This window comes from Rhizobium subbaraonis, from assembly GCF_900220975.1.
Taxonomy (GTDB): Bacteria; Pseudomonadota; Alphaproteobacteria; order Rhizobiales; family Rhizobiaceae; genus Mycoplana; species Mycoplana subbaraonis.
Window position 1 is genome coordinate 1 of sequence record NZ_OBQD01000002.1, and the last position, 25,453, is coordinate 25,453.

The following is a 25,453-nucleotide window of genomic DNA, read 5'->3' on the forward strand; positions in this document are numbered from 1 at the left end:
CAAAGCCTAGGTTCCCCCAGAGCCTTGAGCTCGACAAATTGATTGGCTCTCCATCCGCGGACTTCATCAGGGCCAGTGGCTACAATGCCACGATAAAAGGCCGGACACATGACTGAACCTGACCGATCCCATCGATACAGAGTCTTGCATTCCACGGGCCGTCCACACATAACGGGAACCGACCATTGGTCGCCCTCCCAGTCATAGGTCGACTCGGTGTTCAGAGTGAAGGTCCAGGCATCTGGGGTGGTGTAGGAGAGAAACGGCTGAAGGAAGGTCGAATTGACGTCGACCCGATCGTCCTCGCCGGCGAACGACCAGATGTGGTTTGCAAGCATCCCGTAGGACCATGGCCCTTGCTGCTTCAGCGCCACTCCCGTCGGGCCGGCACCCCATTTGCCGCTGCCGGTCAGCTCGTCGGTCGCGGTGGGGATGAGGAATACCGGCCCGAGGCCCCATATCAGACCGCCTGGCCCAGGTTGCTTGGGGGAAAAGAAAAGGCTCTGGGTGATATCGCCAAGGCCGAACTGATGACCGGACGGACCAGCGATGTCGTCCTGCCAGATCACCGGCATGATCGTGCGCGAAATGACATTCCAGTCCTCGTTGATAGAGATCGGCACGACGGGCTGGATGTTAAGCGTTTCGCGGTGGCCGTCCTCTGGGCCGAAACCGCGATCGTAATTGAACTGGAACGGCACGCTGATCATCGATGCGATGGGATTGGCGAGCTTTTTTGCCAGATCCGCGCTGCTTTCCTGCGCCACCGCCGTGCCACAGGCTATCGCCCATGCAAACAACGCCGCGCCCGCCACATCTGTTCTCACTACCATGCCGGTCTCCCCCGAAGCACACGTGCGAATCAGCCGAGGTAGAGCGTGCCTTCAACTGTGCAGACTGGCAAGGGCATCGTGAGAGCGGAGGTGATGGACGCCGGCGTGGTTCAGTGACCGCCGAAGAGGCCGACCATCCAGTAGGTGAGGGCGGATACGACGGCTGCAGCCGGCAGGGTGACGAACCAGGCGACGACGATGTTTCCGGCAAGGCCCCAGCGCACGGCGGAGACCCGGCGTGCAGCACCGACGCCGATGATCGCGCCGGTGATCGTGTGCGTCGTCGAAACGGGAATACCGAGCCAGGTGGCGGCGAAGAGAGTGATGGCGCCGCCGGTCTCGGCGCAGAAGCCCTGCATCGGGTTGAGCTTGGTGATCTTCGACCCCATGGTGTGGACGATGCGCCAGCCCCCGAACAGCGTGCCGAGCGCAATCGCGGCCTGGCAGGTAATCACGACCCAGAAGGGGACATAGAATTCCGATCCCAGATGGCCTTGCGAATATAGCAGGACCGCAATGATCCCCATCGTCTTCTGCGCGTCGTTGCCGCCGTGCCCGAGCGAATAGAGCGAGGCGGAAATGAACTGCAGCCCACGGAAGCTATTGTCGACCGCAAACGGCGTCTGGCGCACACAGACCCAGGAGACGAGCAGCACAAGCATCAGCGCCAGGAGGAAACCGATGGCAGGCGACATGAAGATCGCGCCGACCGTCTTCAGCACACCGGACAGGACGATGGCGTCGAAGCCGCTTCTGGCAAGTCCCGCGCCGACGAGCCCGCCGATCAGCGCATGCGAGGAACTGGACGGAATCCCGAACAGCCAGGTGACGACGTTCCAGATGATCGCGCCGATCAGGGCCGAGAAGATAACGGCAGGGGAGACGATCGCGGGATCGATGATCCCCCGGCCGATCGTCTCTGCGACATGCAGGCCGAAGAACAGAAAGGCGATGAAATTGAAGAATGCGGCCCACATCACCGCATATTGCGGCCGCAGTACCCGGGTGGAGACGATCGTGGCGATCGAGTTCGCCGCGTCATGCAACCCGTTCAGGAAGTCAAACAGCAGGGCGATGCCGATGAGCGCCACCAGCAGAGGCAGGGCGAGGGTGGCGTCCATCAGACGTTCTCGATCACTATGCCGCTGATTTCATTGGCCACGTCTTCGAAACGGTCCACGACTTTTTCCAGCTCGCCGTAGAGCTCGCTGCCGATCATGTAGGCCATCGGGCTGGACGCGCCATGGCGCTGGAACAGGCCCTTCAGACCTTTTTCGTGCAGTTCGTCGGCCCGTCCCTCAATACGCATCACCTCTTCGGCAATCGCATTGAGGCGCGGCGCATTCGTGCCTATCTTGTTGAGCTGAGGTATCGCTTCGCTGACCAGGTGGGCTGCCTTGACGATGATCGCGCCCATCTCCTGCATGCCGGGATCGAAGCTCTTCTGCTCGAACAGCCGGATGGTCTTGACGGTCTTGTGCATCATGTCGATGGCATCGTCGAGCGACTGGATGAGGTCCTTGATGTCGCCGCGGTCAAAGGGCGTGATGAAGCTCTTGCGAACGGCCAGCAGCACTTCGGCGGTGATGTGGTCGGCCTTGTCCTCAAGTTCGACGATGCGGTCGCAGTGCTTCTCTAAGTCAGGACCTCCGGCGAGAACCTTCTCCAGCGCCTCCGCCGCGCCGACCACCGTTTTCGCATGCGCGTCGAACATATCGAAGAACCGGTCTTCCCGGGGCATCAAGGCGCGAAACCAACTCAGCACGTGGCATTTTCCCATCTATGACAGTTTTGTGACAGCGCCTTAACGGAATGCGGTCGCCATGAAAAGACGCGAAATGCCGGAAATCGGCTTCCTCCGCGGCATCCACCGTCTCAATTCACCGCCATTTTGCGTTTCGGGTCATTGCCTGCGGTCTTGGGCGTGCGCTGTTCGAGACCATTCTCATGCATGATCGCACTGGCTGCATCGTCGAGCGATCCCGCTGCAGAGCGCGCGCGATCTCGGCCTGGCTGAACTTCTTCTCATGCATGCGCGCAACGATGCGGCGTTCGTTAAAACTCAACTGCGCAAAGGAGCGGGCCATTCCATCCTCCTGAAACCATGGCCATTATTGTCCTCGTTGCATTTGAAAATGGAACCTGCCCTGGCTACATGTAAACTTGCATAAGGTAAATTATGGAACCCGCAGGTCACTCGGCGCGTGCTGCTGCAAAAAAGAGCATCGCCTCGGCGAGCCAGCGCGACAGCACGTGGAGGCAGCCGTTGATGCCATTGACATTTGTAGGTGGCGAGTTTCACCGGCCGGCAGCGCTTGCGTCAGTCGCAAGCGTAGCGCCGGTCGTTTCACCTTTTTCATTGTCCCCAAAACTCTTACGCTGCTCATTTGTCGATATCGCGCATCAAACCAACGAGCCAGTTCACGAACACACGCACCTTGTTGCTGAGATGCCGGGTTTGGGGATAGACCACGTACAGCGGTAACGGTTCGTGCTGCCACATGGGAAGAACGCGGATCAGGCGTCCGTCGGCAAGGGCTTCACGGGCCATGAATAACGGCAACTGCGCAACGCCGAGCCCTGTCAGAGCGGCTGTGAGATAAGAGCGGGCATCGTTGGCGGAAATCACATAGTTGGGAACGATATCCCGGGTCTCGCCGTCTCGCGAAAACTCCATGGGCAGGATGCGGCCCGCCTGCGCCTGCAGGTAGCCGACGGCAAAGTGGTGCCCTTCGGCCATCTCCTCCGGCATGGTCGGCATGCCCATTTTCTCGAGGTAGACGGGGGAGGCACAGGTGACCATGGCGATTTCAGAAATCTTGCGCGCGATCAACGATTGGTCGGTCGGCGTGCCTGCGCGCAGCGCGCAATCGACGTTCTCCGCCATGTAGTCCACGAGACGGTCACCGACGCCGAGATCGATCTGGATCTGCGGGTGCCGCGAATGGAAGTCGCAGAGGGAGGGGATGACGACAAGGTCGGCGAAGGCGCCAGCCATTTCGACCCGCAGCCGCCCGGAGGGCTGAGCCTGAGAATTCGAGAGGCTACCATCGAGTTCGTCAATTTCGGAGATGATCTGGCTGGCACGTTCATAGTAGAGTGCCCCATCGGTCGTCACCATCACACGGCGGGTCGTCCGGTTGAGGAGTGTCGTGCGCAGGTGCGCCTCCAATCCCTGGATAAGATTGGTAACGGTAGTCTTGGGCATATTCAGGGCGATCGCCGCACGGGAAAAATTGCCGGTTTCCACCACGCGTACGAAAACCCGCATCGCTGAAAGCTGGTCCATAAGCACCCCTTTTGTGTTGCGACGCAGTATTATTCGGAATTTGGAATAGTGATACCCAATTTCCAGCACTTATCCAATTGGCTTGGAATAATGATATCTAAAACAAGTGAAAGCGTGCACCCATCCATTTCGGACAGTGTGTTGCATGCGAAAGGCCAGGCAATGGGCAGCGAATGGAAAGAGACGGAAGTGGATGGCGCCAACAGGCGCACCATGCCCTTCCGGATCTATGATGGCTCGAACGAGAGCAAGAAAGCGCCGGTCGTTCTTTATTTTGGCGGCGGCGCCTTTCTCGACAAGGGCCGGGACGAAGAAAGCCCGATCGCAAGGGCTTTTGCGAACTCCGGTGCTGTCGTCATCGAGGCGGACTATGCCGGGCCTTCGGAAAATGTCTTTCCGAAGGCTCTTGAATTCGCCTTTGCCGCACTGCGTTGCCTGAGCGCAAAACGCAAGGTCTATGGCGGCCGCCGGTCGCTGCTGCTTGTTGCCGGCGAAGAGGCCGGCGGCAATGTGGCGGCGGGCGTGGCCCTCAAGGCACGCGATCAGATGCCGAACGAGATCGACGGGCAGATCCTGCTCTCGCCGCTCATCGACCCGCTGATGGCGACGGTTTCCTTCCGCGAAGCGCAGGAGACCGGCATGCGTGACCGCTGGACGGAAGGCTGGAGCCATTATCTCGGCTCCGGCGGGGGATATTGCCATCCCTATGCCGCGCCCAGCCATTGTTCGCGACTGTCAGGTGTGGCTCCCGCACTGATCCTGACATCGCAGGACGACCCGCTGCGCGACGAGGCTGCCGACTATGCGGCGCGTCTGACAGCGGCGGGGGTGAAGGTTCGAAAACGCGTGCTTCCGGCCTGTCAGGGCTGGACGCAGATATACGATGCGGAGGCGACGGCGGGCTGCGTTCCACCGGCCGAACTGCGCACCGAATTTGAGAATTTTGTAGAGGGACTGGAAAACAGGACTTTCTGTTTTTGAGAAAGGGTCCGGCTTAGGACCGAAGGAGATACCGATGTCGTCGAGCAAGAGACGCTGGGCCCTGTGGGGCGCCGGCCTGGGCGTTGCTGCGTCCATTTCAGCCGTAGCATTCCATTTCGATTATATCTCGGGGGTCAATGTGACGCCCGCTTCCGCCGCAACGCCGGCTGCAGAGGTTCCCGCCGTGCCGGTCACGGTGGCGGCTGTCGAGCCGCGCGATGTTTCCACCTGGCAGGATTTTTCCGGCCGGCTCGAAGCCATCGACCGCGTTGAAATCCGTTCGCGCGTCGCCGGTGAAATCCAGTCGGTTCACTTCCGCGAAGGCGCACTGGTCAAGGCCAACGACCTTCTGGTGAAGATCGATCCAGCGCCATATGAAGCCGCCGTCGCGCAGGCCGAGGGCCTGCTTGCGTCGGCCCGCTCGCGGCTGGAACTCGCCGATACCGAGCTTGCCCGCGGGGAAAAGCTGATCGCCAAGAACATCATCTCCGACAGCGATTTCAGCCAGCGCCAGAGCACCCGCAACGAGGCCGTCGCCAATGTGAGGGCCGCCGAAGCGGCGCTGACCACGGCGAAGCTCAATCTCGGTTATACCGAAATCCGCGCGCCGATCGATGGCCGCGTCGGCAGGCTGGAGATCACCGAGGGCAATCTCGTCGCTGCCGGCTCCGGGACGACCCCGCTGACCACGCTGGTTTCCTCCGGTGAAATCTATGCGAGCTTCAACGCCAACGAGGAACTGATCGCCCGCACGCTGGCGCAGCTTCCCCAGGTCTCCGGCGCGCTGCCGGCTATCGAGCAGGTGCCGGTGCAGATCGGGACGCTGAGCGATGAGGGGACGCCGCTGAAGGGCAAGCTGCAGCTGATCGACAACGAGGTCGATACCGCAAGCGGCACCATTCGCGTGCGCGCCGTCTTCGATAATCCAGGTAACCGCCTCATCCCCGGCCAGTTCGTGCGTATCCGCATGGGTGAGCCGAAGGCGGAAAAGCGCCTGATGATCAGCGAACGCGCCCTCGGTACGGACCAGGACAAGAAGTTCGTCTTTGTCGTCGATGACAAGAACACGGTGAATTATCGCCAGGTTGAGCTCGGGGCCTCGGTCGACGGTCAGCGTATCGTCGAAAAAGGCCTGACGGCCGGCGACCGCATCGTCGTCAACGGCCTGCAGCGCGTTCGCCCCGGTGTCGTGGTCGATCCGCAGACGGAAGTCGCTGCCGCCCAGTAATCGATATCGCCGGCGGGCTTTTCCGCCGGCCTCTTTTTCCTGTCCATGAACCCGCGCTTTCGGCCTTAGGCCGCAGGCCAGGGACAGTTCGTCCCCACGTCAGCCCTTTGGAGAGGGTGCCGCCATGAATATTTCACGATTCTTTGTCGACCGGCCGGTCTTTGCCGGTGTCCTGTCGCTGCTGATCGTCATCGCCGGCCTGATCGGCATGCGGTCGCTTCCGATTTCGGAATATCCCGAAGTCGTTCCGCCCTCCGTCGTGGTGCGGGCCCAGTATCCGGGCGCAAACCCGAAGGTCATCGCCGAGACGGTGGCAACGCCGCTCGAAGAGTCGATCAACGGCGTCGAGGACATGCTCTATATGTCCAGCCAGGCGACGGCGGACGGCGTGATGACGCTGACCGTCACCTTCGCTTTGGGCACTGACCCGGACAAGGCGCAGCAGCTGGTGCAGAACCGCGTCAGCCAGGCCGAGCCGCGCCTGCCGACGGAGGTGCGCACGCTGGGCGTGACCACCGTCAAGAGCTCTCCGGACCTGATGATGGTGATCCATCTGAGTTCGCCGGACGACCGCTACGACATCACCTATCTGCGCAACTATGCCGTTCTCAACATCAAGGACCGGCTGGCGCGTATCGATGGTGTCGGCCAAGTACAGATCTTCGGCTCCGGCGATTATTCGATGCGCATCTGGATCGATCCGCAGAAGGCTGCCGAGCGGGGGCTTGCCGCCAGCGACGTCGTCGCCGCCATACGCCAGCAGAACGTTCAGGCCGCCGCCGGCGTGATCGGTGCTTCGCCGAGCGTCTCCGGCATCGACCTGCAGCTCTCCGTCAACGCGCAGGGCCGGCTTCAATCGCCGGAAGAGTTTGGCCGCATCATCGTGAAGAGCGGTGAGAACGGCGCGATCACCCGGCTGCACGACGTCGCCCGCATCGAGCTGGGCGCTGCCGATTACTCGCTGCGCTCGCTGCTCGACAACAAGGCGGCGGTCGCCATCCCGGTCTTCCAGGCGCCGGGCTCCAACGCCATCGAGATTTCCGATCAGGTGCAGGCGACCATGGATGAGCTGCAGCTCGCCATGCCGGAAGGCGTTCGCTACGACATCGTCTATGACACCACCCAGTTCGTGCGTGCCTCGATCGAAAAGGTCGTAGACACGCTGCTGGAAGCCGTTGCGCTCGTCGTTCTCGTCGTCATCCTGTTCCTGCAGACATGGCGCGCCTCGATCATTCCGCTGCTTGCCGTCCCGGTCTCGATCATCGGTACCTTTGCGGTCATGTATGTGTTCGGCTTCTCGATCAACGCGCTCAGTCTCTTCGGACTGGTGCTAGCGATCGGTATCGTCGTCGACGACGCGATCGTCGTGGTGGAAAACGTCGAACGCAACATCGAAAACGGGCTGTCTCCGCGCGAGGCGACCTATCAGGCGATGCGGGAAGTGTCAGGCCCGATCATCGCGATCGCGCTGGTGCTGGTGGCGGTCTTCGTGCCGCTCGCCTTCATCAGCGGTCTTTCCGGCCAGTTCTACCGCCAGTTCGCACTCACCATCGCCATCTCGACGGTGATCTCGGCGATCAACTCGCTCACCCTGTCTCCGGCTCTTTCGGCCCTTCTGCTGAAGGATCACAATGCGCCGAAGGACTGGCTGACGCGCTTCATGGATCGCGCCTTCGGCTGGTTCTTCCGCGGCTTCAACCGGTTCTTCGGTGCAAGTTCCAACGCCTACGGCCGCGGCGTCGGCAGGATCCTGTCGCGCAAGAGCCTTGTCATGCTGGTCTATCTGGTTCTGGCCGGCGGCACCTATCAGCTGTTCCAGGCGGTTCCCGGCGGCTTCGTGCCGGCGCAGGACAAGCAGTATCTGATCGGTTTCGCCCAGCTTCCGGATGCCGCAACCCTCGACCGCACCGAGGATGTCATCCAGCGCATGAGCGAGATCACGCTGGCGCAGCCCGGCGTCGAACACGCCATCGCCTTCCCCGGCCTGTCGATCAACGGCTTCACCAACGGCTCGAACGCCGGCATCGTCTTCGTCGGTCTTGCGCCGTTCGAGGAGCGTACGACGCCGGAGCTTTCGGCAGGCGCCATCGCCATGCAGCTGAACCAGAAGTTCGGTGCCATCCAGGATGCCTTCATCGCCATGTTCCCGCCGCCGCCCGTCCAGGGCCTCGGCACGACCGGCGGGTTCAAGCTGCAGATCGAGGACAGGGCGGGTCTTGGCTATCAGGCGCTGGACGAAGCGACCAAGGGCTTCCTGGCGCAGGCGTATCAGGCGCCGGAGCTGGCGGGCCTGTTCTCGAGCTTCCAGATCAACGTGCCCCAACTCTACGCCGACCTCGACCGCGAGAAGGCTGAACAGCTGGGTGTCTCGGTGACCGATGTCTTCGACACGCTGCAGATCTATCTGGGTTCGCTCTATGTCAACGACTTCAATGCCTTCGGTCGTACATACAGCGTGCGCGTCCAGGCGGATGCGAAGTTCCGGGCAAGGGCGGAGGATATCGGCACGTTGAAGGTTCGCTCGCAGACGGGCGAGATGATTCCTCTTTCGACGCTTCTGAAGGTCGAGGCAACGACGGGTCCGGAACGCACCACGCGCTACAACGGCTTCCTTGCCGCCGACATCAACGGCGGCCCGGCGCCGGGCTTCTCGTCGGGCCAGGCGCAGGCGGCGGTCGAGCGCATCGCGGCTGAAACCCTGCCCAAGGGCATCAGCTTCGAGTGGACGGACCTGACCTACCAGCAGATCCTTGCGGGTTCGTCCGGCTTCCTGGTCTTCCCGCTGGCGCTGCTCTTGGTCTATCTCGTGCTGGCTGCCCAGTATGAGAGCCTGACCCTGCCGCTTGCGATCATCATGATCGTGCCGATGGGTGTCTTTGCGGCGCTGACGGGCGTGTGGCTTACCGGGGGAGACAACAACATCTTCACCCAGATCGGCCTCATCGTCCTTGTGGGTCTTTCGGCGAAGAACGCGATCCTGATCGTCGAATTCGCCCGCGAGCTGGAATTTGCCGGGCGCTCGCCGGTCCAGGCCGCGATCGAGGCAAGCCGCCTGCGCCTGCGCCCGATCCTGATGACATCGGCCGCCTTCATCATGGGCGTCGTGCCGCTGGTCACCTCGACCGGCGCCGGTGCCGAGATGCGCGCTGCCATGGGTGTCGCGGTGTTCTCCGGCATGATCGGCGTCACCTTCTTCGGCATCTTCATGACGCCGGTGTTCTATGTGCTGGTGCGCAAGCTGACGGGCAATCGTCCGCTGATCCAGCATGGAGAGGCGACGGTCACGGCGCATCCTGCACCGGCGGAATAGGTCGTCCGCCCTATCGACAAACAGCCCCGGCATGCGCCGGGGCTGTCGGGACTCACTTCGCATACTCGCTCGCCTATTTGACCAACGCCGGATGGCGTGCCCATCGCCATCGACCGACACGAAAGCGGCGGAAACATCATAGAGGCCATCACGCTGCTCTCGCGCACCGCGATCATGACGCCTTGACCGTACTGGAGCCGCCCCACCATAGCGGCAGACGAGAAATTGTCCGCTCGATTTCCGGGCGGAGCCGGCGCATCTGGCACTGGCCCAATGCCGTCGCGGATCAGCGATCCTCGCACGCGCCCTGAACGGCGTCTCGTCCCTCCCGACCAAAACTGCGGCGACAATGACGGATGGTCAACGACCGCCTTCCGATGTAGGTAGGCAGAACGGCCTTCCTGTCGGCATGCAGATCGTCGGTCCACGCGGGGCGGATACGGCCGTGCTGGCGGCGGCCCTGCGCGTCGAGAGAATTCTTTCAGAACCGGCAGCCTGACCGGGAGGAGACGACCTTGAAGATATTGCTGATCAATCCGAACACCTCGGTGGAAATGACCGAACGCATGGTTGCCACCGCCCAGTCGGTTTTGGCACCCGATACCGAGCTCGTCGCGTTCACCGCGACGCGCGGCTTTCCCTATATCGCCAGCCGGGCCGAAGCCATGATCGCCGGCGGCATTACGCTTGAGATGCTGGCCGAGCATCATCACGGCTGCGACGCGGCCGTTATTGCAGCATTCGGCGATCCGAGCCTGATCGCAGCGCGCGAACTCTTCGAACTGCCGATCACTGCCATGGCAGAATCTGCCATGTTGACCTCCTGCATGCTGGGTGAGCGCTTCGCCATGCTCACCTTCTCCCGAACGCTTGTCGCCTGGTATGAGGACGCAGTCGCCGTGACCGGGCTGAACCATCGCTGCGCCGCCATTCGCGTGCCGGATGTCAGCTTCCAGTCCGTCTCTACAGTGCAGTACGAACTTGAGAACGAGATCGTCGCGCTTGCCGAAAATACGGTCAGGGAACACGGCGCAGACGTGCTGATCCTCGCGGGCGCGCCGCTGACCGGCCTCGCGCAGCGTATCGCGCACCGCGTCTCCGTGCCTCTCGTCGATCCGCTCGCCGCAGCCGTGAGCCAGGCCCAGACCCTCGCCCGGCTGAAACCCCGTGCCGCAAGTGCCGGACGTTTCGCCCGGCCAGGTCCAAAACCCGCCGAGGGGCTCTTTCCGCCGCTGGCCGCCTGGATCGAACACAGGCCGGCCATCGGCGGCAGCCTGACCGCGGTGCCTGCGGGACTGACTTCCTGAACCATGCGCCATACCCTATGAAAAGCCTTGTTGTTCTGTTCAACCCGAATACGAGTTCCGCCACGACTGCCGAAATGGTCGCCGTCGCGCACGAAACCGCCAGGAACTGGGCGGACGTCGAAGGCCGCACAGCCGACTTCGGCGCGCCGATCATTGTCAATCCGCCGGACCTCGATAAGGCCAGCCTCGCTGTCAATGCCTTCGCTGACACGATGGCGGAGACGGGCTGGCCGGCCGACGCCATCGTGATTGGTGCTTTCGGGGATCCTGGTCTCGCCGCCCTCAGGCTGCGCGCTCCCGTCCCCGTGGTCGGAATCGGCGAATCCGCGATCGCAGAAGCCTCCGCCGGCGGTCGCCCCTTCTCTATCGTCACCACGACGCCGGAGCTTGAAACCTCGATCAGGCGGCAGGTCGAAGGGCTCGGTGTCCGCGGTCAGTTGCGGTCGATCCGATTGACGCCCGGCGTGCCCGCCGAAGTCATGGCGGATGCCTGCAGGCTCGACCGGGAACTCGGCCGGCTGATCAGCCGGGTGATGGCCGAGGACGGCGCAAACGCCGTTTTGGTTGCCGGCGGCCCGCTTTCGGCGGCCGCGCGCCGCCTCGACCATCGTTTCGCCCTGCCGATCATCGACCCGGTGACGACGGCGCTGAAGCGTCTAGGATTGTTGCTGCGTACTGCGCACTGAGAGGAGTTTCGCAATGATGGCATTCGATACAATCGTCAAGGGCGGGATCATCGTGACCGCGGCGGATCGGTACGCTGCCGATATCGGCATCAAGGACGGACGCATCACCGCGCTCGCCGCCGAGCTTTCCGGCGCCGGGGAACTGATAGATGCATCCGGACTGCTGGTCCTGCCAGGCGGCATCGACAGCCACGTGCATCTGTCGCAGCCGTCTTCCGACGCCTCGGTGATGGCGGACGATTTCGAGAGCGGCACGCGGTCGGCGGCGGCCGGCGGAACGACGACCGTGCTTGCCTTCGCGCTCCAGAAGAAGGGCCAGTCGCTGCGCGAGGCCGTCGCCGAATATCACGCGCAGGCCGACGGAAAGTGCCATGTCGACGTGAGTTTCCACCTGATCATCTCGGACCCGACACCGCAGGTTCTCGGGCAGGAACTGCCCGCGCTGATCGAGGCCGGATACAGTTCCTTCAAGGTGTTCATGACCTATGAGGACCTTGTGTTGAACGACCGGCAATTGCTCGAGGTCTTCGCGGTCGCCGGCACGCATGGCGCGACCGTCATGGTACACGCCGAAGGCTACGACGCCATCCGCTTCCTCTCCGAAAAGCTGGAACGCGAGGGCCATGTCGCGCCTTATTATCACGCGCTCTCGCGGCCTGAGATCGTGGAGCGGGAAGCCACGCATCGGGCGATCAGCCATGCCGAGATCACCGGCATCCCGATCGTTATCGTCCATGTTTCGGGCCGTGAAGCGCTGGAGCAGATCCGCTGGGCACGGGCGCGCGGCCTCAAGGTGACGGCAGAGACGTGCCCGCAATACATCACCCTGACGGCAGACGACCTGCGCGACCTCAACATGGACTTCGAAGGCGCCAAATATGTCTGCTCGCCACCGCCGAGGGACGCCGAAAGCCAGGCGGCCATCTGGCAGGGTCTCGTGGACGGCACGCTGGAACTCTTTTCCTCGGATCATTGCCCCTTCTTCTTCCAGGACGAAGACGGCCGTGGGAAGGATACGCCGAAGGCCAGAACGTCGTTCCGCTGGGTGCCCAACGGAATTCCGGGCGTCGAGACACGGCTTCCCATCCTGTTCTCCGAAGGAGTGAGCAAGGGCCGCATCTCTCCTGAGAAATTTGTGGCCCTGACGGCGACCAATCATGCGCGAACCTACGGCCTCTATCCCCGCAAGGGCACGATCGCGGTAGGCAGCGACGCCGATCTCGTCCTGTGGGATCCACATCGAAAGGAAACCATCCGTCAGGAGAACCTGCACCACGGCAGCGACTACACGCCCTGGGAAGGCTTCGAGGTCACCGGCTGGCCGATCGCCACCATGCTGCGGGGTTTGATGGTCATGGAAAATGGTCAAGTACTGAATCGCCCGGGTAGCGGACGCTACTTGATGAGGCCCCCCCTACGGCCCATTGCCCGGCAAGCAATTCAACAGTCGCGAAAGGACCCAAACTGACCTTGCCCCAAGTCTTAGCCAATTGCGAGTTCGCTCCAGCGGTTTTGTGAAGTGCCCCCGATGAAGTGCGCCACAAGCGTACCGCCAGATTGGTGCGGCGACAGGTTCTCCGCTGCCGCACCGTTTGGTGATCAGAGAACGAGGAAGCCGGCATCCACCGGGTCGTCGCGATTGATCGTCCAGGCCGCGGTGCCGAGCATGCCGGCGGTGCCCTTCACCGTCGGGCGCACGGCGCGGACCGAGCCGAGTTTCGTTTCGCCGATCAGGCAGCCTTCGAACACGCCCGAGCCTAGAAGACCTTCGGATGTGATCGTCTGGTTCAGCTTGATCACGTCGCGCTTTTCGAAATAGGCCATCATCGCCGAGGTGCCCGTTCCACCCGGCGAACGGTCGAGCTGGCCGGCGGAGAACACGTGTACGTTCTTGTAGAGGCAGCCCTCGATCGTCGGCTCGTGCCAGAAGGTGATGAAGTTCAGGTTGTTGATGTGCGCTTCGGTCGGGTGCTGGACCTTTACCTTCGCGCGGATGGCCTCGCGGGCGATCAGGCCCATGCGCGACAGTTCCGAACCGTTCTCCGGTCCGATGCGCAGCTTGGTGCCGCGCAGGTCGATGATGCCGAAATAGTTGCCGCCCCAGACGAGGTCCGCCTTAAGCGGGCCGTAGCCTGGCAGCTCGAACTCGATGTTCTGCTCGGCTACGTAGGCGGGGACGTTCTCGAAGCGGGTCCACAACACGCGGTCGCCCTCATGGGCGACTTCGGCGACAACAAGGCCGGCGGTCGTCTCGAAGCGGATTTTCGTCAACCCGCCCGGCGAGCGGCGCACCAGCCCGTTTGCCACCATCGCCATGGCAACGGCGATCGTGCCGTGGCCGCACATGTGCGAGTATTCCTTGCCGTCGATGTAGATGAGGCCGGCATCGTAGTCGGGCGAGGACGGCGGCGTCAGGAATACGCCGAACATATCGGCATGGCCGCGGGGCTCGCGCATCAGCGCCTTGCGCAGCCAGTCGTAGTTTTCTTCGAGAAAGGCGCGCTTGTCGAGGATACTCGAGTTCGCCGGATAGGGGATGCCGCTATAGATGATGCACAGCGGCTCACCTTCGGTATGGGTATAGATTACGTTATACACGTCCTGAACGCGCATTGCATGCCTCCTGAGGATGGTATGGGATGTTGGGGTCTATCTTCCGGACAGGAAGTCCAGACCGATCAGCCAATCGATCAGTATGATCGCTATGGCCGCGGCCAAGATGGTGAGCGACGAGACCGCCGCAATCGATGGATCGACCGAATACTGCACATAGTTGAACAACTGCACCGGAATGGTGTTCAGCGTCGATGTGGTATTGAAGATCGACAGCTCGACATTGATGAACGAGGTGATGAAGGCGAAGATGGCGCCCGATACAAGCCCAGCCCGGATCTGCGGCAAGGTGACGAGAAAGAACGTCGCCCACGCGGAGGCGCCTAGATCGCGCGACGCCTCCTCCAGAGACAACTGCTCCGGCGAGAATAGCGGCATGAGCGTTCGCAGCACGAAGGGCGTCACGATTACCAGGTGGCCCACCAGAAGCGCCGGGAAATTGCGCACCAGGCCGATCGATGCGCCGTACTGAAGCAGCGCTGCACCGATGACGATATGCGGCAGGACAAGTGGCGACAGCAGCAGGGCAGAAAGCGCAGCCTTTCCGCGAAACGAATAGCGCGCCATCGCAATCGCGGCCGGCAGCGCGACGACGATCGCGGCGAGCGTCGCCAGGGCGGCAAGAACGGCGCTGACGAGGAACGAGCGCACATAGGTCGGATCCTCGAGGATCACCCTGTACCAGGAAAGCGTCAGACCCTGTGGCGGAAAGACAAGAAACTTCGTCTCGGTCAGCGACACGCCGATCACCACCACAAGCGGCAGTACGAGATAGGCCAGCGTCGTAAGCGCGATCATGCGGATGATCATGTCAGTTTCCCTTCATGTCCTGGGCGCCGAGCCGCGCCAGCCAGGACGAGAAGCCGATGAGGGCCATGGTGAAGACCAGGAGCGTGATCGACAGCGCCCCGCCATAGTTGAAGTCGAAGACCGTCGAATATTGCTGGAACGCCAGCATCGCGAGGACCGTGACCTTGCCGCCAGACAAAAGCGCAGGCGTCACGTAGGCGCTGATCGCCATCGAGAAGACGATGATACCACCCGCCATCACACCATGCATCGTCAGCGGGAACGTGACGCTGAAGAAGGTGCGGGCTGCCCCTGCGCCCAGATCGCGCGATGCCTCCTCCAGTGCGGGCTCGACCCTTGCGAGCGCATTGCCGATCGTCAGAACTGTGAACGGGAGCAGGATATAGACCAGGCCGATCAGGATACCGGTTTCCGTGCCCAGGAAGCGGACCGGGCGATCGATCAGTCCGGCCCCCAGAAGGGCGTCGTTGACAAGGCCGGTACGCCCCAGAAGAACCATCCAGCCGAAAGAGCGGACGATGTTGGATGTAAAGAGCGGCAGGATCAGCAGGATGACGCAGGTCCGGCGCCAGTTGCGCCATTTGACGATGCGAACGAGATACCAGGCAAGCGGATAGCCGAGGACCACGCAGATCAACGTGGACAGTATCGCCAGCCGGAAGGTGACGCCGATGACCTGCCAGTGATAGCCGTCCATCAGGATCCGGCCGTATTGGGCGAAGGTGAACTGGCCGTCCTGCGTGCTCAGCGACGAGATTAGCACTACGCCCAGGGGCATCAGGAAGAAGGCCGTGAACACGCAGACCGGCAGAGCCAGCAGCCAGAGGAGGGTCAGGCGAGACGTGAACATCGCCTATCCTTTCAGAACGTGCACATCGGCCGGATCGAAACCGGCGATGACGTCGAGACCCTCGCGCACCCCCTCCGGCAGGGCACTGTAGCGCCGCGCATGCAGCTCCCGCGCTCCGGAAGCCAGGTAGATGTTCGAAGTGCCGCCAACGTAGGTGATGGCAGTGACGCGGCCGGGCAGCGACAACCATCCGGCCGGCACATCGTCCGCACGGGTGAAGACACGCAGGTTCTCTGGACGTAAAACGCCCTCGGATGCACCTTCGGCGCCGAGCGCGCGACCATCGGCCTGCATCGGCAGGATGTTAGCCTCTCCGATGAAATCGGCGACGAAGCGGGTCCGCGGGCGGCGGTAGATGTTCTCGGGTGCGTCGATCTGCTCGATATGGCCTGCCGACATGACCGCGATGCGATCGGACATGGCCATTGCCTCGTCCTGGTCGTGGGTGACGAAAATGAACGTGATGCCCAGTTGGACCTGCAATTGCTTCAGTTCGATCTGCATGCGCTTGCGCAATTGCAAATCGAGTGCTGACAACGGCTCATCCAGAAGCAGAAGCTTGGGCCGGTTGACGATAGCGCGGGCCAGCGCCACGCGCTGTTGCTGCCCCCCCGACATTGCACGGGGGCTGCGAGGCGCCATTGCCGCAAGGCCCACCATTTCCAGCGCCTCATGAGCGCGGGTTTCGGACTCCTTTCGTGAAGCGCCGGCTCGCAGTGGCCCATAGGCGACGTTCTGCAACACGGTCATGTGCGGAAACAGCGCATAGTTCTGGAACACGGTGTTCAGCGGCCGCTTGTTGGGCGGCAGGGCCGAAACGTCCTCGCCCTCGATTGTGATGCGGCCGCTGTTGGCGGACATGAAGCCGCCGATGATGCGCAGAAGCGTGGTCTTGCCGCAGCCGGAGGGTCCGAGCAGCGAGATGAGTTCGCCCTGCCTGACATCCAATGACACACGATCGAGCGCGCGGTGGTTGGCGAAGGACTTGGTAACGTCAGTGATGGCAAGCAGGGTCATTGGCTCAGTTCGCGATTTCGCGGTTCCAGCGGTCGGTTATGGCCGGGCGCTTGGCGTTGACTTCGGACCAGTCAAAGAGACGCAGGTCCTCGATCGAACCGCCGCTGCCCCAAGGCAGCTTCCGCTCGATATCGGCAGAGAGCGCCACGCCGGTGATGGCCGGCCCGAGATAGAGCTTTTCAGCCAGACAGGTGGCCGCCTCAGGCGTCAACGCTGTGTCGATGAACTTGGCCGCAGCCTCGGCATTCTTGGTGCCCTTCACAATATGCATCCGCGCATCGGTTGCCCACACGCCTTCCTTGGGCACGGTAAAGCCGATCGGCAGACCGGCGTCGATCAGGTCCCAGGCGCCGACGTTGAAATGCGCGCCGATGATGACTTCGTTGCTCTGGAACGCGTTCGAAGCGGCACCCGAGGTGTCATAGAGCAGCCCCGAATCCAGGGACTTCAGTTTGGCGAACGTCGCATCCATGCTTTCCGAGGCGTCGCCGAAGGCACCGGCGAGGAAGATCACGAAAGGCACGCCGGCGGAGTTGTTGGGCGACGGGACCGCCACGGCGCCGGCATAGGCGTCGTTCCACAACTCTTCCCAGCTGGACGGCGCCTCAGAGACTTCATTGGTGTTGTAGATGAGGCCGAGCGAATAATAGCCGGCGCTGACGGCGAAGACGTGGCCACCGTTCTTGTAGGCCGCCTGCGGCTGAAGCGCAGTTGCATGGGGAAGCTGGGCAAGATCGATCGGTGCCAGCACGCCGGCGGCCTCGGCGATCTCGCTAATGCCGCCATCCATGTAGGCGACGTCGATGACCGCATTTCCAGTCTGCTGCTGCAGCTTGGACAGGGTGGTGGTTGAATTGCCGATTTCGGCGACGACTTTGATTCCGGTGGCCTTCGAGAACGGCTGAGCGACACATGCGTCGAACGCCTCACCCCAGTTTCCACCGTAATAGGCAACGGTGATCGACTGCGAAGCGGACTGGGCAAGCACTGCCTGCGGCATGCCGATAAGGCCGGCAACTGAGGCAAGCAATAAGCGTTTCATCATGTGATATCTCCGTCTCTGGGGTTCGCTTTGTGCGATTGGGAACTTTTTCCGGACACCACCATAGCAACAACCGCAACTTCCATATTGAACAATTCTGACACATGATTGAACATAGGCGACAAGTTAACACCTTAGGATCGCCATGGGGACCGCGCCGGAAAGCAGCTTTGAGCTGCGTATCGCCTTCATATTGCAGAACAAGTTCACGTTGGCCGCGTTTTCGGGTTTCATCGACGCACTCCGGCTTGCGGCCGACGATGCCGCAAAGAGCCGACAGATCCGCGTCGGCTGGGATGTCTATTCGCTCACCGGAGGGCAGGTGGCAGCCAGTTGCGGCGTCGCGGTCGCCACAATGCCGGGACTGCCCGATCCAAAGGGTTATGACTATGTCGCCATCTGTGGTGGCAACAGCTATGCCGACGACACGCCGGCTCCGGCTCTGATGCAACTGATCAAACTAGCGCATACGCAAGGGGTCGGGTTACTCGGCATCTGCACCGGCAGCTTCGCGCTGGCGCGGGCCGGGCTGGTGGACGAGCGGAGATACTGCATCCACTGGAACGTCATGGAGGCATTCAAGAGCCGGTTCCCACGTGCGCAGATTTCGCTGGACCGGATCTTCATCGACGAGGGCGATGTCATCACCTGCGCTGGATCGACAGCGGCGATCGATCTTGCCCTGTACATCATCGTGCGCCACTGCGGCTCCGAACGGGCAAGGCAGGTGATGCGACACATGATGATGACGTCGATGCGTCCTGCCAGCGTACCCCAAGCGCATTTTTTCCAATTGCCCCCCGACGGCACCGATACGCGCGTGCGCAAGGCACTGCATTTCATGGAGCAACAACTCGACCAGCCGCCCAATAACCTTGCTATAGCCCGCTATTGCTCCATTTCGCTCCGCCAATTGGAGCGGCTGTTCCGGGCCAACCTGAACCAGACACTTGGACAGGCCTTTCGCAGCATGCGGCTGAACTACGGGCGCTATCTGCTTTTAGGCGGGTCGCTCTCGGTGATGGAGATTGCTCACATCACCGGTTTTGCCGATACAGCGCATTTCTCGCGGGAGTTTCGGAAGGCATTCGGAGAAACGCCAAGTGCCTTTCGCGCCCTCTCCCGTCGACCCAGCGCCGAGATCGGCAGTGAAGAGCGCGGCGCAGTCCGCGAGGCCGCCATATGATCAACGCGACAGGCAGCCGAGGGCCGGCGCCCGACACTGCCGTCCCTCTCTCGGATCTCGGCGCAATTACGCTTTCGGACAAGACACACCCGATCAGCGCCATGGGTAGTGATGACGGACACAGCGCGCCGTTTGCAAACGTTGCCAGCCGATTGGAAAAAAGGATGCCGATAAATCCATGGTTACGCGGCACACGGTGATTTCAGAATTTCGCTGACCTCTTTGACCGCCGACGGGAGGGTGCGCACCTTGCCCCCTTCGCCGGACAATCCTCCGCACCTGCTCCAACACCAAGTCTGTTGTCCATTTCAAGATCGTCTAAGGTGAAAAGAACCCGCGCTCGGCTTGCGGAGCACTAGCGCGCTTGACCTCGACAGCCACATCTCGCCAGCCTGCTCGAACACCCAGTCGATCTCTGCACCGTCGGCTCTGTAATAAAAGGAGCCACATCAGGCGAAGCCGCGCGCTATCACGACGATCAGTGCCCCCGGGGGCCAGCGCCGCACGCGCATCCCGGCGCAGTTTCCGCCGCAGCGCTCATCAAGATAATCGCCAGTCTGCAACCCTGGTTGCCGGTGAGCGCGGAAGCTGACTAAAGCCCCCACACTCCGATGTCACAGGTGTTTCAGGTTTCAAGCATCGCTGCGAGCATGAGCGCAGCGGACGCCGCGCCGGGGTCTATATGCCCGAGCGATCGCGCGCCCAGTTTCGCCGAACGGCCCCTGCGGCTCTCAATGGTGGCGGTCTCATCCCTACCGGCGCGTGCAGCGTCCGTGGCCGCCTGCAAGACAGCGCATTCATCCGCACCGTTGCCAGCGGCAGTGACCGCAGCGTCCCCGGCCGGCACCCACGCGTCGAGCATGGTCTTGTCACCCGGCTTGGCACCGCCGCGCGACAGTATCCCGTCGCCCATACCCTTGACCCAGGCGGCCATGGCCGGGCCGTCGAGATTGAGCCGGTCGGAAACGGCCGCACCGGCGCTTTGAAACGCACTGGCGTAAAGCGGTCCCGACGATGCGCCGACCGCCGTCAGGAAGGCCTGGGCGATCACGTCGCATGTCTCGGAGATCGTCGCATTCGCTTCCAGTTCGGAAAGAGCGGCGCTCACGGCCGTCCAGCCAATATCCATGGTGACGCCGTGGTCGCCGTCGCCGATGATCCCGTCAAGCTCGGAAAGCCAGTCGCGCTTCTCGCGGATGGTGGCCGCGACATTGGCCATCATCACGCGGAACCGCGCCGGCGTTATGCTTCCCGTCGTCCGCAAAAGCACAGCGTCGCGCTTGACGACGGGATTCTTGACCTGCACCTGACGCACACTGCGTTTTGCACTCGCCAGCGGGGCTGGCTCCATCGCGACCGTCAGCGCGGGCGTACGGCACGGATGATCGAGAAGGCGTGTCAGCGTATCGTCAAGCTTGAGGATCGTAACCGAAGCGCCCGCCATTTCCAGCGAGGTCGCGTATTCGCCGACCCAGCGGGCGTGGATGTGAATTCCCTTGTTCTGAAGAATATGGTGCACGCGGCGGAACAGCACGAACAGTTCGAGCTGCGTCGTTGCGCCAAGCCCGTTGACCAATACGGCGACACTGTCGCCGTTGTGAAGTTCCAGTTCCGCAAGGATCGGTTCCATCAGAATATCAACGACGGCATCGGCGCTGGCAAGCGGCACGCGGCGCATACCCGGCTCGCCATGGATCCCCATGCCGATCTCCATATCCTCCGGCCCGATCTCAAAGTTCGGCGTGCCCGTCTGAGGCAATGAGCACGCTCCTAGAGCAACGCCCATGGAGCGGCACTTCTCATTGGCAAGTCGTGCCAGCGCTTCGACCTGCTCAAGCGGCTCGCCCAGGTCGGCAGCGGCCCCCGCGCATTTGAAGACGAAGAAATCGCCGGCGACACCGCGACGCTCTTCCCGCCGCGCGAAGGGCGCGGATGCAATGTCATCGGTTACGGCGACATGGCGAACCGGCGTTCCCTCGCCGGCCAGTTCCTCCGCCGCCATGGTGAAGTTCAGAACGTCGCCCGTGTAATTGCCGTAGAGGAATACGACGCCAGCGCCGCCATCGGCCGCGCGTCCGGCATCGAGGATCTGCTGCGGCGAGGGAGAGGCAAAGACATTGCCGACGGCCGCCGCGTCGGCAAGGCCGCGGCCGACATAGCCCGCGAAAGCCGGCTCGTGGCCTGATCCGCCCCCGATGACGATGCCAACCTTGCCGTCGCGCGGTCCGTGCCGCGCCACCACGGCCCGACCCGTCGGGCCCTCCACCGTCAGGAGATCCGGCCACGCGCCAACAAGCCCTTCGATGAATTCCGCGATGATATCGTCGGGTGCATTGATGAGCTTCTTGGTCTTTATCGTCATGGCGTTCTCCTCCTGCCGGACGCACTTCGTCCCTGACGGCCATTTATGGCCGCCCCCTCAATTCTTGCCCGAAAGGGCCCTCAGGCCTGATGTTTGCCCGGCACCAACCGCTTGGCGGCGGCAACGGTGCGGCCAAGCCAGACATGTTCCAGTTGCCGCGTGGCTTCCATATCGTCGGACTGCGGCAACCAATGTTCGAGGATGACGCTCATGTCGTCAGGGCAATGGGCGAGCGTTCCGAGAATTTCCTCGATCTCGGCCCTCCCCTCCGACAAGGGCGTGCCGTGGATGCGGAAACCGACACCATAGGGATCCGGCGTGATTTCGTAGTCCTTGAGATGCAGGTTGATCGTGTAGGGTGCCAGCATCTTCACCGTGGTCATCGGCCACTCGCCGGCGCAGATGGAATTGGCAACGTCGAGGCAGACGCCGAGCGCGTCGTCGGCCACAGCATCGAGAAGCTCGACCATGCGGGGCGACGGATAGTTGAAGTGGTTTTCGATGGCGAAACGCAGGCCGGCGCGCTTGCCGTCCGGAAGAAGTTCTCGGATTTGCGCGGCCAGTTCCGGCACGGGGATCTGCGCATCCTCCGCATCGAGCGCGACCCGCAGGATTTTCGAACCGATGCGCTCGCCGATGGGAATATAGCGCGCGAGTTCTTCCGCATCGAAGGACTGCGTGCCGACCTCCAACGCCATGCCGTAACCGTCGGCGCGCGCCTTGAGGGCGAGGTGTTCTTCAGCGGTCAGCCGATCGAGCGGCAGGTTATCGGCATATTGCACAAGCGACAGGCCGTGCTGGTGGGCGATCTCCAGGACCTCCATCGCCGTCATCGGCTTTGCCGGCTGCAGATCCTTGATGCCGATCGACCAGCGGAAGGCGTAGCTTCCCAATCCCAGTTTCATGCATTCCTCCCCGGATGCGGGGCCGGCACATCAAAACGCACCGGCCGGCAAGATCAGTGAATGAGCGAGCCGCCGTTCACATCGACTTCAGAGCCCGTGACATAGGCCGAAAGATCCGAAGCGAGGAACAGCGCGCAGCCGGCGACGTCATCCGCTGTACCGGCGCGGCCCATCGGGATGCCGAGCTTGATCTCTTCCAGCTTTTCCGGCGTCAGCATGCCGCCGGTGATGTCGGTGGCGATGAAGCCGGGGCAGATCGCGTTGACGCGGACATTGTCGGGTGCCAGTTCACGCGCCATCGCCTTGGTGAGGCCCAGCACGCCGGCCTTGGCGGCGGAGTAGTGCGGGCCGCCGAAGATGCCGCCGCCGCGTTGGGCGGAGACCGAGGAAAGGTTCACGATCTTGCCTTCCTTGCGCGAGCGCATGTGCGGAATGACCGCCTGGCTGCAATACAGCGTGCCGCGCAGGTTCACATCGAGCACGGCATCGTAATTCTTCGGCGCGATTTCCATGATCTTTAGCGGCTGGGTGATGCCGGCATTGTTGACGAGGATATCGATCTGACCCCACTTGGCGGCCAGCGCGTCGAAAACCTTCTTTACGCCTTCGAGATCGGTGACGTCGCACGCCATGCCGATATGCTGCGGACCGAGATCGGCGGCAGCCTCCTTCGCGGCGCCCTCATCGAGGTCGAGGATCGCGACGGTCGCGCCGTGTTCGGCGAAAAGCTTTGCCGTCGCCTTGCCGAGACCGCGCTTGGATGCCGCGCCGGTGACGACGGCGAATTTGCCCTGAAGCAGAGCAGTAGCCATGAGGTTTCTCCCTTGATAGCCGCGCCCGGCCTTCTGCCGCGGCGCAAATTCGTTGAAAAATGGTCAGAGCCAGCCGCGGATCTGCGTGATCATTGCGGCAGTCGAGATGCCATAACGATCGTGCAGTGTCGGAAGTGCGCCCGCATCGAGGAACTGGTCCGGCAGACCGATCATGCGGAAGGTGGGCGTTACGCCATTCGTCAGCAGCGTGGAGGCAACCGCCTCGCCGAGACCGCCCACCTTCGTATGGTTTTCCGCCGTGACGACGAGACGATTACCTTTGCCGGCTTCGGCAAGGATCGTTGCCGTATCGAGCGGCTTGATTGTCGGGCAATGCAGCACGGCGGCGGAAATGCCCTGCGCTTCCAGTTCGACGGCGGCATCAAGCGCCCGCATCGTCATGAAGCCAGAAGCAATCACGAGCACGTCCTTGCCGTCTCGCAGAAGCTTGGCCTTGCCGAGTTCGAATTTGTAATCCGGGCAATGCTTGCGGATGACGGACGGCACCTTGCCGCGCGGCAGGCGCATATAGACCGGCCCTTCATGCGCCGTGATGGCGGGAACGGCTTCCATCACGTCGATGGCGTCGCACGGATCGACGATCGTCAGGTTGGGTAGGCCGCGGAAGATCGCGAGGTCCTCTGTCGCCTGGTGGCTTGGCCCGTAGCCGGTCGTCAGGCCCGGCAGGGCGCAGACGATCTTGACGGGCAGATATTCCTCCGCGATCGCCATGGCGATGAAATCATAGGCGCGTCGCGAGGCGAAGACGGCATAGGTGGTGGCGAAGGGAATGAAGCCCTCGCGCGCCATGCCGGCGGCGGCCGATATCATCACCTGCTCGGCCATGCCCATCTGGTAGAACCGTTCGGGAAAAGCCTGGGCAAAGATATGAAGGTCGGTGTATTTCGAAAGATCGGCGGTGAAGCCGACGACGCGGTCGTTCTTTTTCGCTTCCTCCACCAGCGCGTGGCCGAAGGGTGCTGAAACCGTATCATAGCCTTCGGCCGCCAATGAGGCGATCATCGCGGATGTGCGTCCGCCTTCGCCGGGCTTCGGCGGCATGCGGGCTTCCCATTTCCGGTGCGGGTCGTATTTGTGCGTGGCAGTCATTGCGTGATCCTCCCTCATTCCGGCCGGTTCGCATCGAGAACGGCGAGCGCTTTCTGCCACTCGTCCGCCTCGACCCGCACGAAATGCGTGATCTCGCGCTCTTCGAGAAAGGGTACGCCCTTGCACATGATCGTGTCGCAGATGATGACGCGGGGCTTGGCTCCCTTGAGGTTGCGGGCCACATCGAAGGCCGCGACGAGCGCGGCGATATCGTTGCCGTCCACGCGCTGGACATGCCAGCCGAAGGAGGCCCACTTATCCGCGAGTGGCTCGGAGCACAGCATGTCCGTCGACTTGCCATCGGCCTGCTGATCGTTGAAATCGACGATGCAGACGAGATTGTCGAGCTTGTGATGGGCTGCCGACATCGCGGCTTCCCAGGTAGAGCCCTCACCGAGTTCGCCATCCGACATCAGATTGTAGACGAAGGCCGGGTTCTTCTTGGCCTTGAGGCCGAGCGCCATGCCGACGCCGATGCCCAGCCCCTGGCCAAGCGATCCGCCGGTAATTTCCATGCCGGGCGTGTAGGCTGCCATACCGGACATCGGCAGGCGGCTGTCATCGGTCCCGTAGGTTTCCAGCTCCTGCTCCGGCAGGATGCCGGCCTCTATCAACGCTGAATAAAGCGCGATGGCATAATGGCCGATGGAAAGCAGAAAGCGGTCGCGTCCTTCCCATTCCGGTTCATCCGGCCGATAGGCAAGCGCGTGGAAGTAGGAAACGGAGAGAACATCGGCAATACCGAGCGCCTGCCCGACATAGCCCTGACCCTGCACCTCGCCCATGCGAACGGCCTTGCGGCGGATTTCCCAAGCGCGTCGCGCAAGGCTCATGTTCGACAGCGTCGCCGTCGTGGCCTGAGTGGTCATGATTCCTCCCGTCTCGTCCGGCGCATCCCGGCGCCAACGGCCGACAGTACTGCCGCGGAAAAAAACAACCTTCAATTAAGTTATTCGAACATGTTGTTTAGAAAAACTTAGATGACGCACCCCTCAAGATAGGCGAGCTTCATGGAAGCGGGCGAGGAGGACGTTCCGCTGCATGATCTGCTCAGTCGCCGCCGCCACTCTTGCGGCATATCGACTGTCGCAGGATCACGCAGTGTCGGAGGC

General features: G+C 62.3%; 22 protein-coding genes. 7 read left to right on the forward strand and 15 right to left on the reverse strand.

Annotated features, from left to right (window positions below; genetic code table 11):
* The 5 genes from CRO48_RS02370 to CRO48_RS02390 all read right to left on the reverse strand — a co-directional run.
* The coding region (locus CRO48_RS02370; RefSeq protein ID WP_245423397.1) for a hypothetical protein at positions 1-833 on the reverse strand (833 nt) is incomplete at its 3' end.
* A gap of 110 nt (positions 834-943) precedes the next feature.
* Positions 944-1,954, reverse strand: a complete 1,011-nt coding sequence (locus tag CRO48_RS02375) for an inorganic phosphate transporter (RefSeq protein ID WP_097136091.1) — start codon at positions 1,952-1,954, stop codon at positions 944-946.
* On the reverse strand, positions 1,954-2,598 hold the full coding sequence (locus CRO48_RS02380; protein ID WP_097136093.1) for a DUF47 domain-containing protein: 645 nt from the start codon (positions 2,596-2,598) through the stop codon (positions 1,954-1,956). The genes CRO48_RS02375 and CRO48_RS02380 overlap by 1 nt, the downstream gene beginning before the upstream one ends.
* 115 nt (positions 2,599-2,713) lie before the next feature.
* Positions 2,714-2,920, reverse strand: a complete 207-nt coding sequence (locus CRO48_RS02385; protein WP_097136095.1) for a helix-turn-helix domain-containing protein — start codon at positions 2,918-2,920, stop codon at positions 2,714-2,716.
* Positions 2,921-3,216: 296 nt separating this feature from the next.
* Positions 3,217-4,122, reverse strand: a complete 906-nt coding sequence (locus CRO48_RS02390; protein WP_097136097.1) for a LysR family transcriptional regulator — start codon at positions 4,120-4,122, stop codon at positions 3,217-3,219.
* A gap of 162 nt (positions 4,123-4,284) precedes the next feature.
* Here CRO48_RS02390 and CRO48_RS02395 point away from each other — a divergent pair, with 162 nt between their 5' ends.
* From CRO48_RS02395 to hydA, 6 genes are all read left to right on the forward strand, one after another.
* Positions 4,285-5,103 (forward strand): alpha/beta hydrolase fold domain-containing protein, encoded by an 819-nt coding sequence (locus CRO48_RS02395; protein WP_097136099.1) that lies wholly within the window; start codon positions 4,285-4,287, stop codon positions 5,101-5,103.
* Positions 5,104-5,137: 34 nt separating this feature from the next.
* Positions 5,138-6,331, forward strand: coding sequence for an efflux RND transporter periplasmic adaptor subunit (locus CRO48_RS02400; protein WP_097136101.1), 1,194 nt, complete (start codon positions 5,138-5,140; stop codon positions 6,329-6,331).
* Positions 6,332-6,455: 124 nt separating this feature from the next.
* Complete coding sequence (locus CRO48_RS02405; RefSeq protein WP_097136103.1) at positions 6,456-9,641, forward strand: efflux RND transporter permease subunit; 3,186 nt, start codon at positions 6,456-6,458, stop codon at positions 9,639-9,641.
* Positions 9,642-10,156: 515 nt separating this feature from the next.
* Positions 10,157-10,948, forward strand: a complete 792-nt coding sequence (locus CRO48_RS02410) for an aspartate/glutamate racemase family protein (protein WP_097136105.1) — start codon at positions 10,157-10,159, stop codon at positions 10,946-10,948.
* A 17-nt stretch (positions 10,949-10,965) separates the two neighbouring features.
* The gene (locus CRO48_RS02415; protein WP_097136107.1) at positions 10,966-11,634 is read left to right on the forward strand and encodes an aspartate/glutamate racemase family protein; all 669 of its coding nucleotides are present in this window, start codon (positions 10,966-10,968) and stop codon (positions 11,632-11,634) included.
* A gap of 13 nt (positions 11,635-11,647) precedes the next feature.
* Positions 11,648-13,102: a dihydropyrimidinase gene (hydA, locus tag CRO48_RS02420; RefSeq protein WP_176526629.1), complete on the forward strand. Its 1,455-nt coding sequence runs from the start codon at positions 11,648-11,650 to the stop codon at positions 13,100-13,102.
* A gap of 131 nt (positions 13,103-13,233) precedes the next feature.
* On the opposite strand, the gene CRO48_RS02425 is transcribed toward hydA, so the two are convergent.
* Genes CRO48_RS02425 through CRO48_RS02445 form a run of 5 tightly spaced genes read right to left on the reverse strand, consistent with a single transcriptional unit; the run spans position 13,234 to position 17,969 of the window.
* Entirely contained in the window at positions 13,234-14,247 is a 1,014-nt protein-coding gene (locus tag CRO48_RS02425; RefSeq protein ID WP_097136109.1) for a proline racemase family protein, read from the reverse strand.
* A gap of 36 nt (positions 14,248-14,283) precedes the next feature.
* A complete protein-coding gene (locus tag CRO48_RS02430; protein WP_097136111.1) occupies positions 14,284-15,057 on the reverse strand; it encodes an ABC transporter permease in 774 nt (257 codons plus the stop codon).
* Between the two features lies 1 nt (position 15,058).
* Positions 15,059-15,907, reverse strand: a complete 849-nt coding sequence (locus tag CRO48_RS02435; RefSeq protein ID WP_097136113.1) for an ABC transporter permease — start codon at positions 15,905-15,907, stop codon at positions 15,059-15,061.
* Between the two features lie 3 nt (positions 15,908-15,910).
* Positions 15,911-16,924 carry an ABC transporter ATP-binding protein gene (locus CRO48_RS02440; RefSeq protein WP_097136115.1) on the reverse strand — a complete coding sequence of 338 codons (1,014 nt, stop codon included), beginning with the start codon at positions 16,922-16,924 and terminating at the stop codon, positions 15,911-15,913.
* Between the two features lie 4 nt (positions 16,925-16,928).
* Entirely contained in the window at positions 16,929-17,969 is a 1,041-nt protein-coding gene (locus tag CRO48_RS02445; protein ID WP_097136117.1) for an ABC transporter substrate-binding protein, read from the reverse strand.
* 142 nt (positions 17,970-18,111) lie between these two features.
* Between CRO48_RS02445 and CRO48_RS02450 the strand changes: the two genes are divergently transcribed.
* Positions 18,112-19,152 (forward strand): GlxA family transcriptional regulator, encoded by a 1,041-nt coding sequence (locus tag CRO48_RS02450; RefSeq protein WP_097136119.1) that lies wholly within the window; start codon positions 18,112-18,114, stop codon positions 19,150-19,152.
* 625 nt (positions 19,153-19,777) lie between these two features.
* Here the strand turns inward: CRO48_RS02450 and dhaL are convergent.
* The 5 genes from dhaL to CRO48_RS02475 all read right to left on the reverse strand — a co-directional run bounded on the left by dhaL (position 19,778) and on the right by CRO48_RS02475 (position 25,210).
* Positions 19,778-21,514 (reverse strand): dihydroxyacetone kinase subunit DhaL, encoded by a 1,737-nt coding sequence (gene dhaL, locus CRO48_RS02455; protein ID WP_097136121.1) that lies wholly within the window; start codon positions 21,512-21,514, stop codon positions 19,778-19,780.
* 80 nt (positions 21,515-21,594) lie between these two features.
* Complete coding sequence (locus tag CRO48_RS02460) at positions 21,595-22,419, reverse strand: sugar phosphate isomerase/epimerase family protein (protein ID WP_097136123.1); 825 nt, start codon at positions 22,417-22,419, stop codon at positions 21,595-21,597.
* A 53-nt stretch (positions 22,420-22,472) separates the two neighbouring features.
* Complete coding sequence (locus tag CRO48_RS02465) at positions 22,473-23,231, reverse strand: SDR family NAD(P)-dependent oxidoreductase (protein WP_097136125.1); 759 nt, start codon at positions 23,229-23,231, stop codon at positions 22,473-22,475.
* 63 nt (positions 23,232-23,294) lie between these two features.
* On the reverse strand, positions 23,295-24,341 hold the full coding sequence (locus CRO48_RS02470) for a transketolase family protein (protein WP_097136127.1): 1,047 nt from the start codon (positions 24,339-24,341) through the stop codon (positions 23,295-23,297).
* A gap of 14 nt (positions 24,342-24,355) precedes the next feature.
* Positions 24,356-25,210, reverse strand: a complete 855-nt coding sequence (locus tag CRO48_RS02475) for a transketolase (RefSeq protein WP_097136129.1) — start codon at positions 25,208-25,210, stop codon at positions 24,356-24,358.
* Between the last annotated feature and the right edge of the window lie 243 nt (positions 25,211-25,453).

Excerpts from the sequence above, each read along its gene's own strand:
- CRO48_RS02450 (WP_097136119.1), top strand. The coding sequence starts at position 18,112 with ATGGGGACCGCGCCGGAAAGCAGCTTTGAGCTGCGTATCGCCTTCATA.
- CRO48_RS02425 (WP_097136109.1), bottom strand. The coding sequence starts at position 14,247 with ATGCGCGTTCAGGACGTGTATAACGTAATCTATACCCATACCGAAGGT.
- CRO48_RS02400 (WP_097136101.1), top strand. The coding sequence starts at position 5,138 with ATGTCGTCGAGCAAGAGACGCTGGGCCCTGTGGGGCGCCGGCCTGGGC.
- CRO48_RS02430 (WP_097136111.1), bottom strand. The coding sequence starts at position 15,057 with ATGATCATCCGCATGATCGCGCTTACGACGCTGGCCTATCTCGTACTG.
- CRO48_RS02435 (WP_097136113.1), bottom strand. The coding sequence starts at position 15,907 with ATGTTCACGTCTCGCCTGACCCTCCTCTGGCTGCTGGCTCTGCCGGTC.
- CRO48_RS02475 (WP_097136129.1), bottom strand. The coding sequence starts at position 25,210 with ATGACCACTCAGGCCACGACGGCGACGCTGTCGAACATGAGCCTTGCG.
- CRO48_RS02460 (WP_097136123.1), bottom strand. The coding sequence starts at position 22,419 with ATGAAACTGGGATTGGGAAGCTACGCCTTCCGCTGGTCGATCGGCATC.
- CRO48_RS02395 (WP_097136099.1), top strand. The coding sequence starts at position 4,285 with ATGGGCAGCGAATGGAAAGAGACGGAAGTGGATGGCGCCAACAGGCGC.
- CRO48_RS02385 (WP_097136095.1), bottom strand. The coding sequence starts at position 2,920 with ATGGCCCGCTCCTTTGCGCAGTTGAGTTTTAACGAACGCCGCATCGTT.
- CRO48_RS02405 (WP_097136103.1), top strand. The coding sequence starts at position 6,456 with ATGAATATTTCACGATTCTTTGTCGACCGGCCGGTCTTTGCCGGTGTC.
- dhaL (WP_097136121.1), bottom strand. The coding sequence starts at position 21,514 with ATGACGATAAAGACCAAGAAGCTCATCAATGCACCCGACGATATCATC.
- CRO48_RS02445 (WP_097136117.1), bottom strand. The coding sequence starts at position 17,969 with ATGATGAAACGCTTATTGCTTGCCTCAGTTGCCGGCCTTATCGGCATG.
- CRO48_RS02415 (WP_097136107.1), top strand. The coding sequence starts at position 10,966 with ATGAAAAGCCTTGTTGTTCTGTTCAACCCGAATACGAGTTCCGCCACG.
- CRO48_RS02390 (WP_097136097.1), bottom strand. The coding sequence starts at position 4,122 with ATGGACCAGCTTTCAGCGATGCGGGTTTTCGTACGCGTGGTGGAAACC.
- CRO48_RS02470 (WP_097136127.1), bottom strand. The coding sequence starts at position 24,341 with ATGACTGCCACGCACAAATACGACCCGCACCGGAAATGGGAAGCCCGC.
- CRO48_RS02465 (WP_097136125.1), bottom strand. The coding sequence starts at position 23,231 with ATGGCTACTGCTCTGCTTCAGGGCAAATTCGCCGTCGTCACCGGCGCG.
- hydA (WP_176526629.1), top strand. The coding sequence starts at position 11,648 with ATGATGGCATTCGATACAATCGTCAAGGGCGGGATCATCGTGACCGCG.
- CRO48_RS02440 (WP_097136115.1), bottom strand. The coding sequence starts at position 16,924 with ATGACCCTGCTTGCCATCACTGACGTTACCAAGTCCTTCGCCAACCAC.
- CRO48_RS02375 (WP_097136091.1), bottom strand. The coding sequence starts at position 1,954 with ATGGACGCCACCCTCGCCCTGCCTCTGCTGGTGGCGCTCATCGGCATC.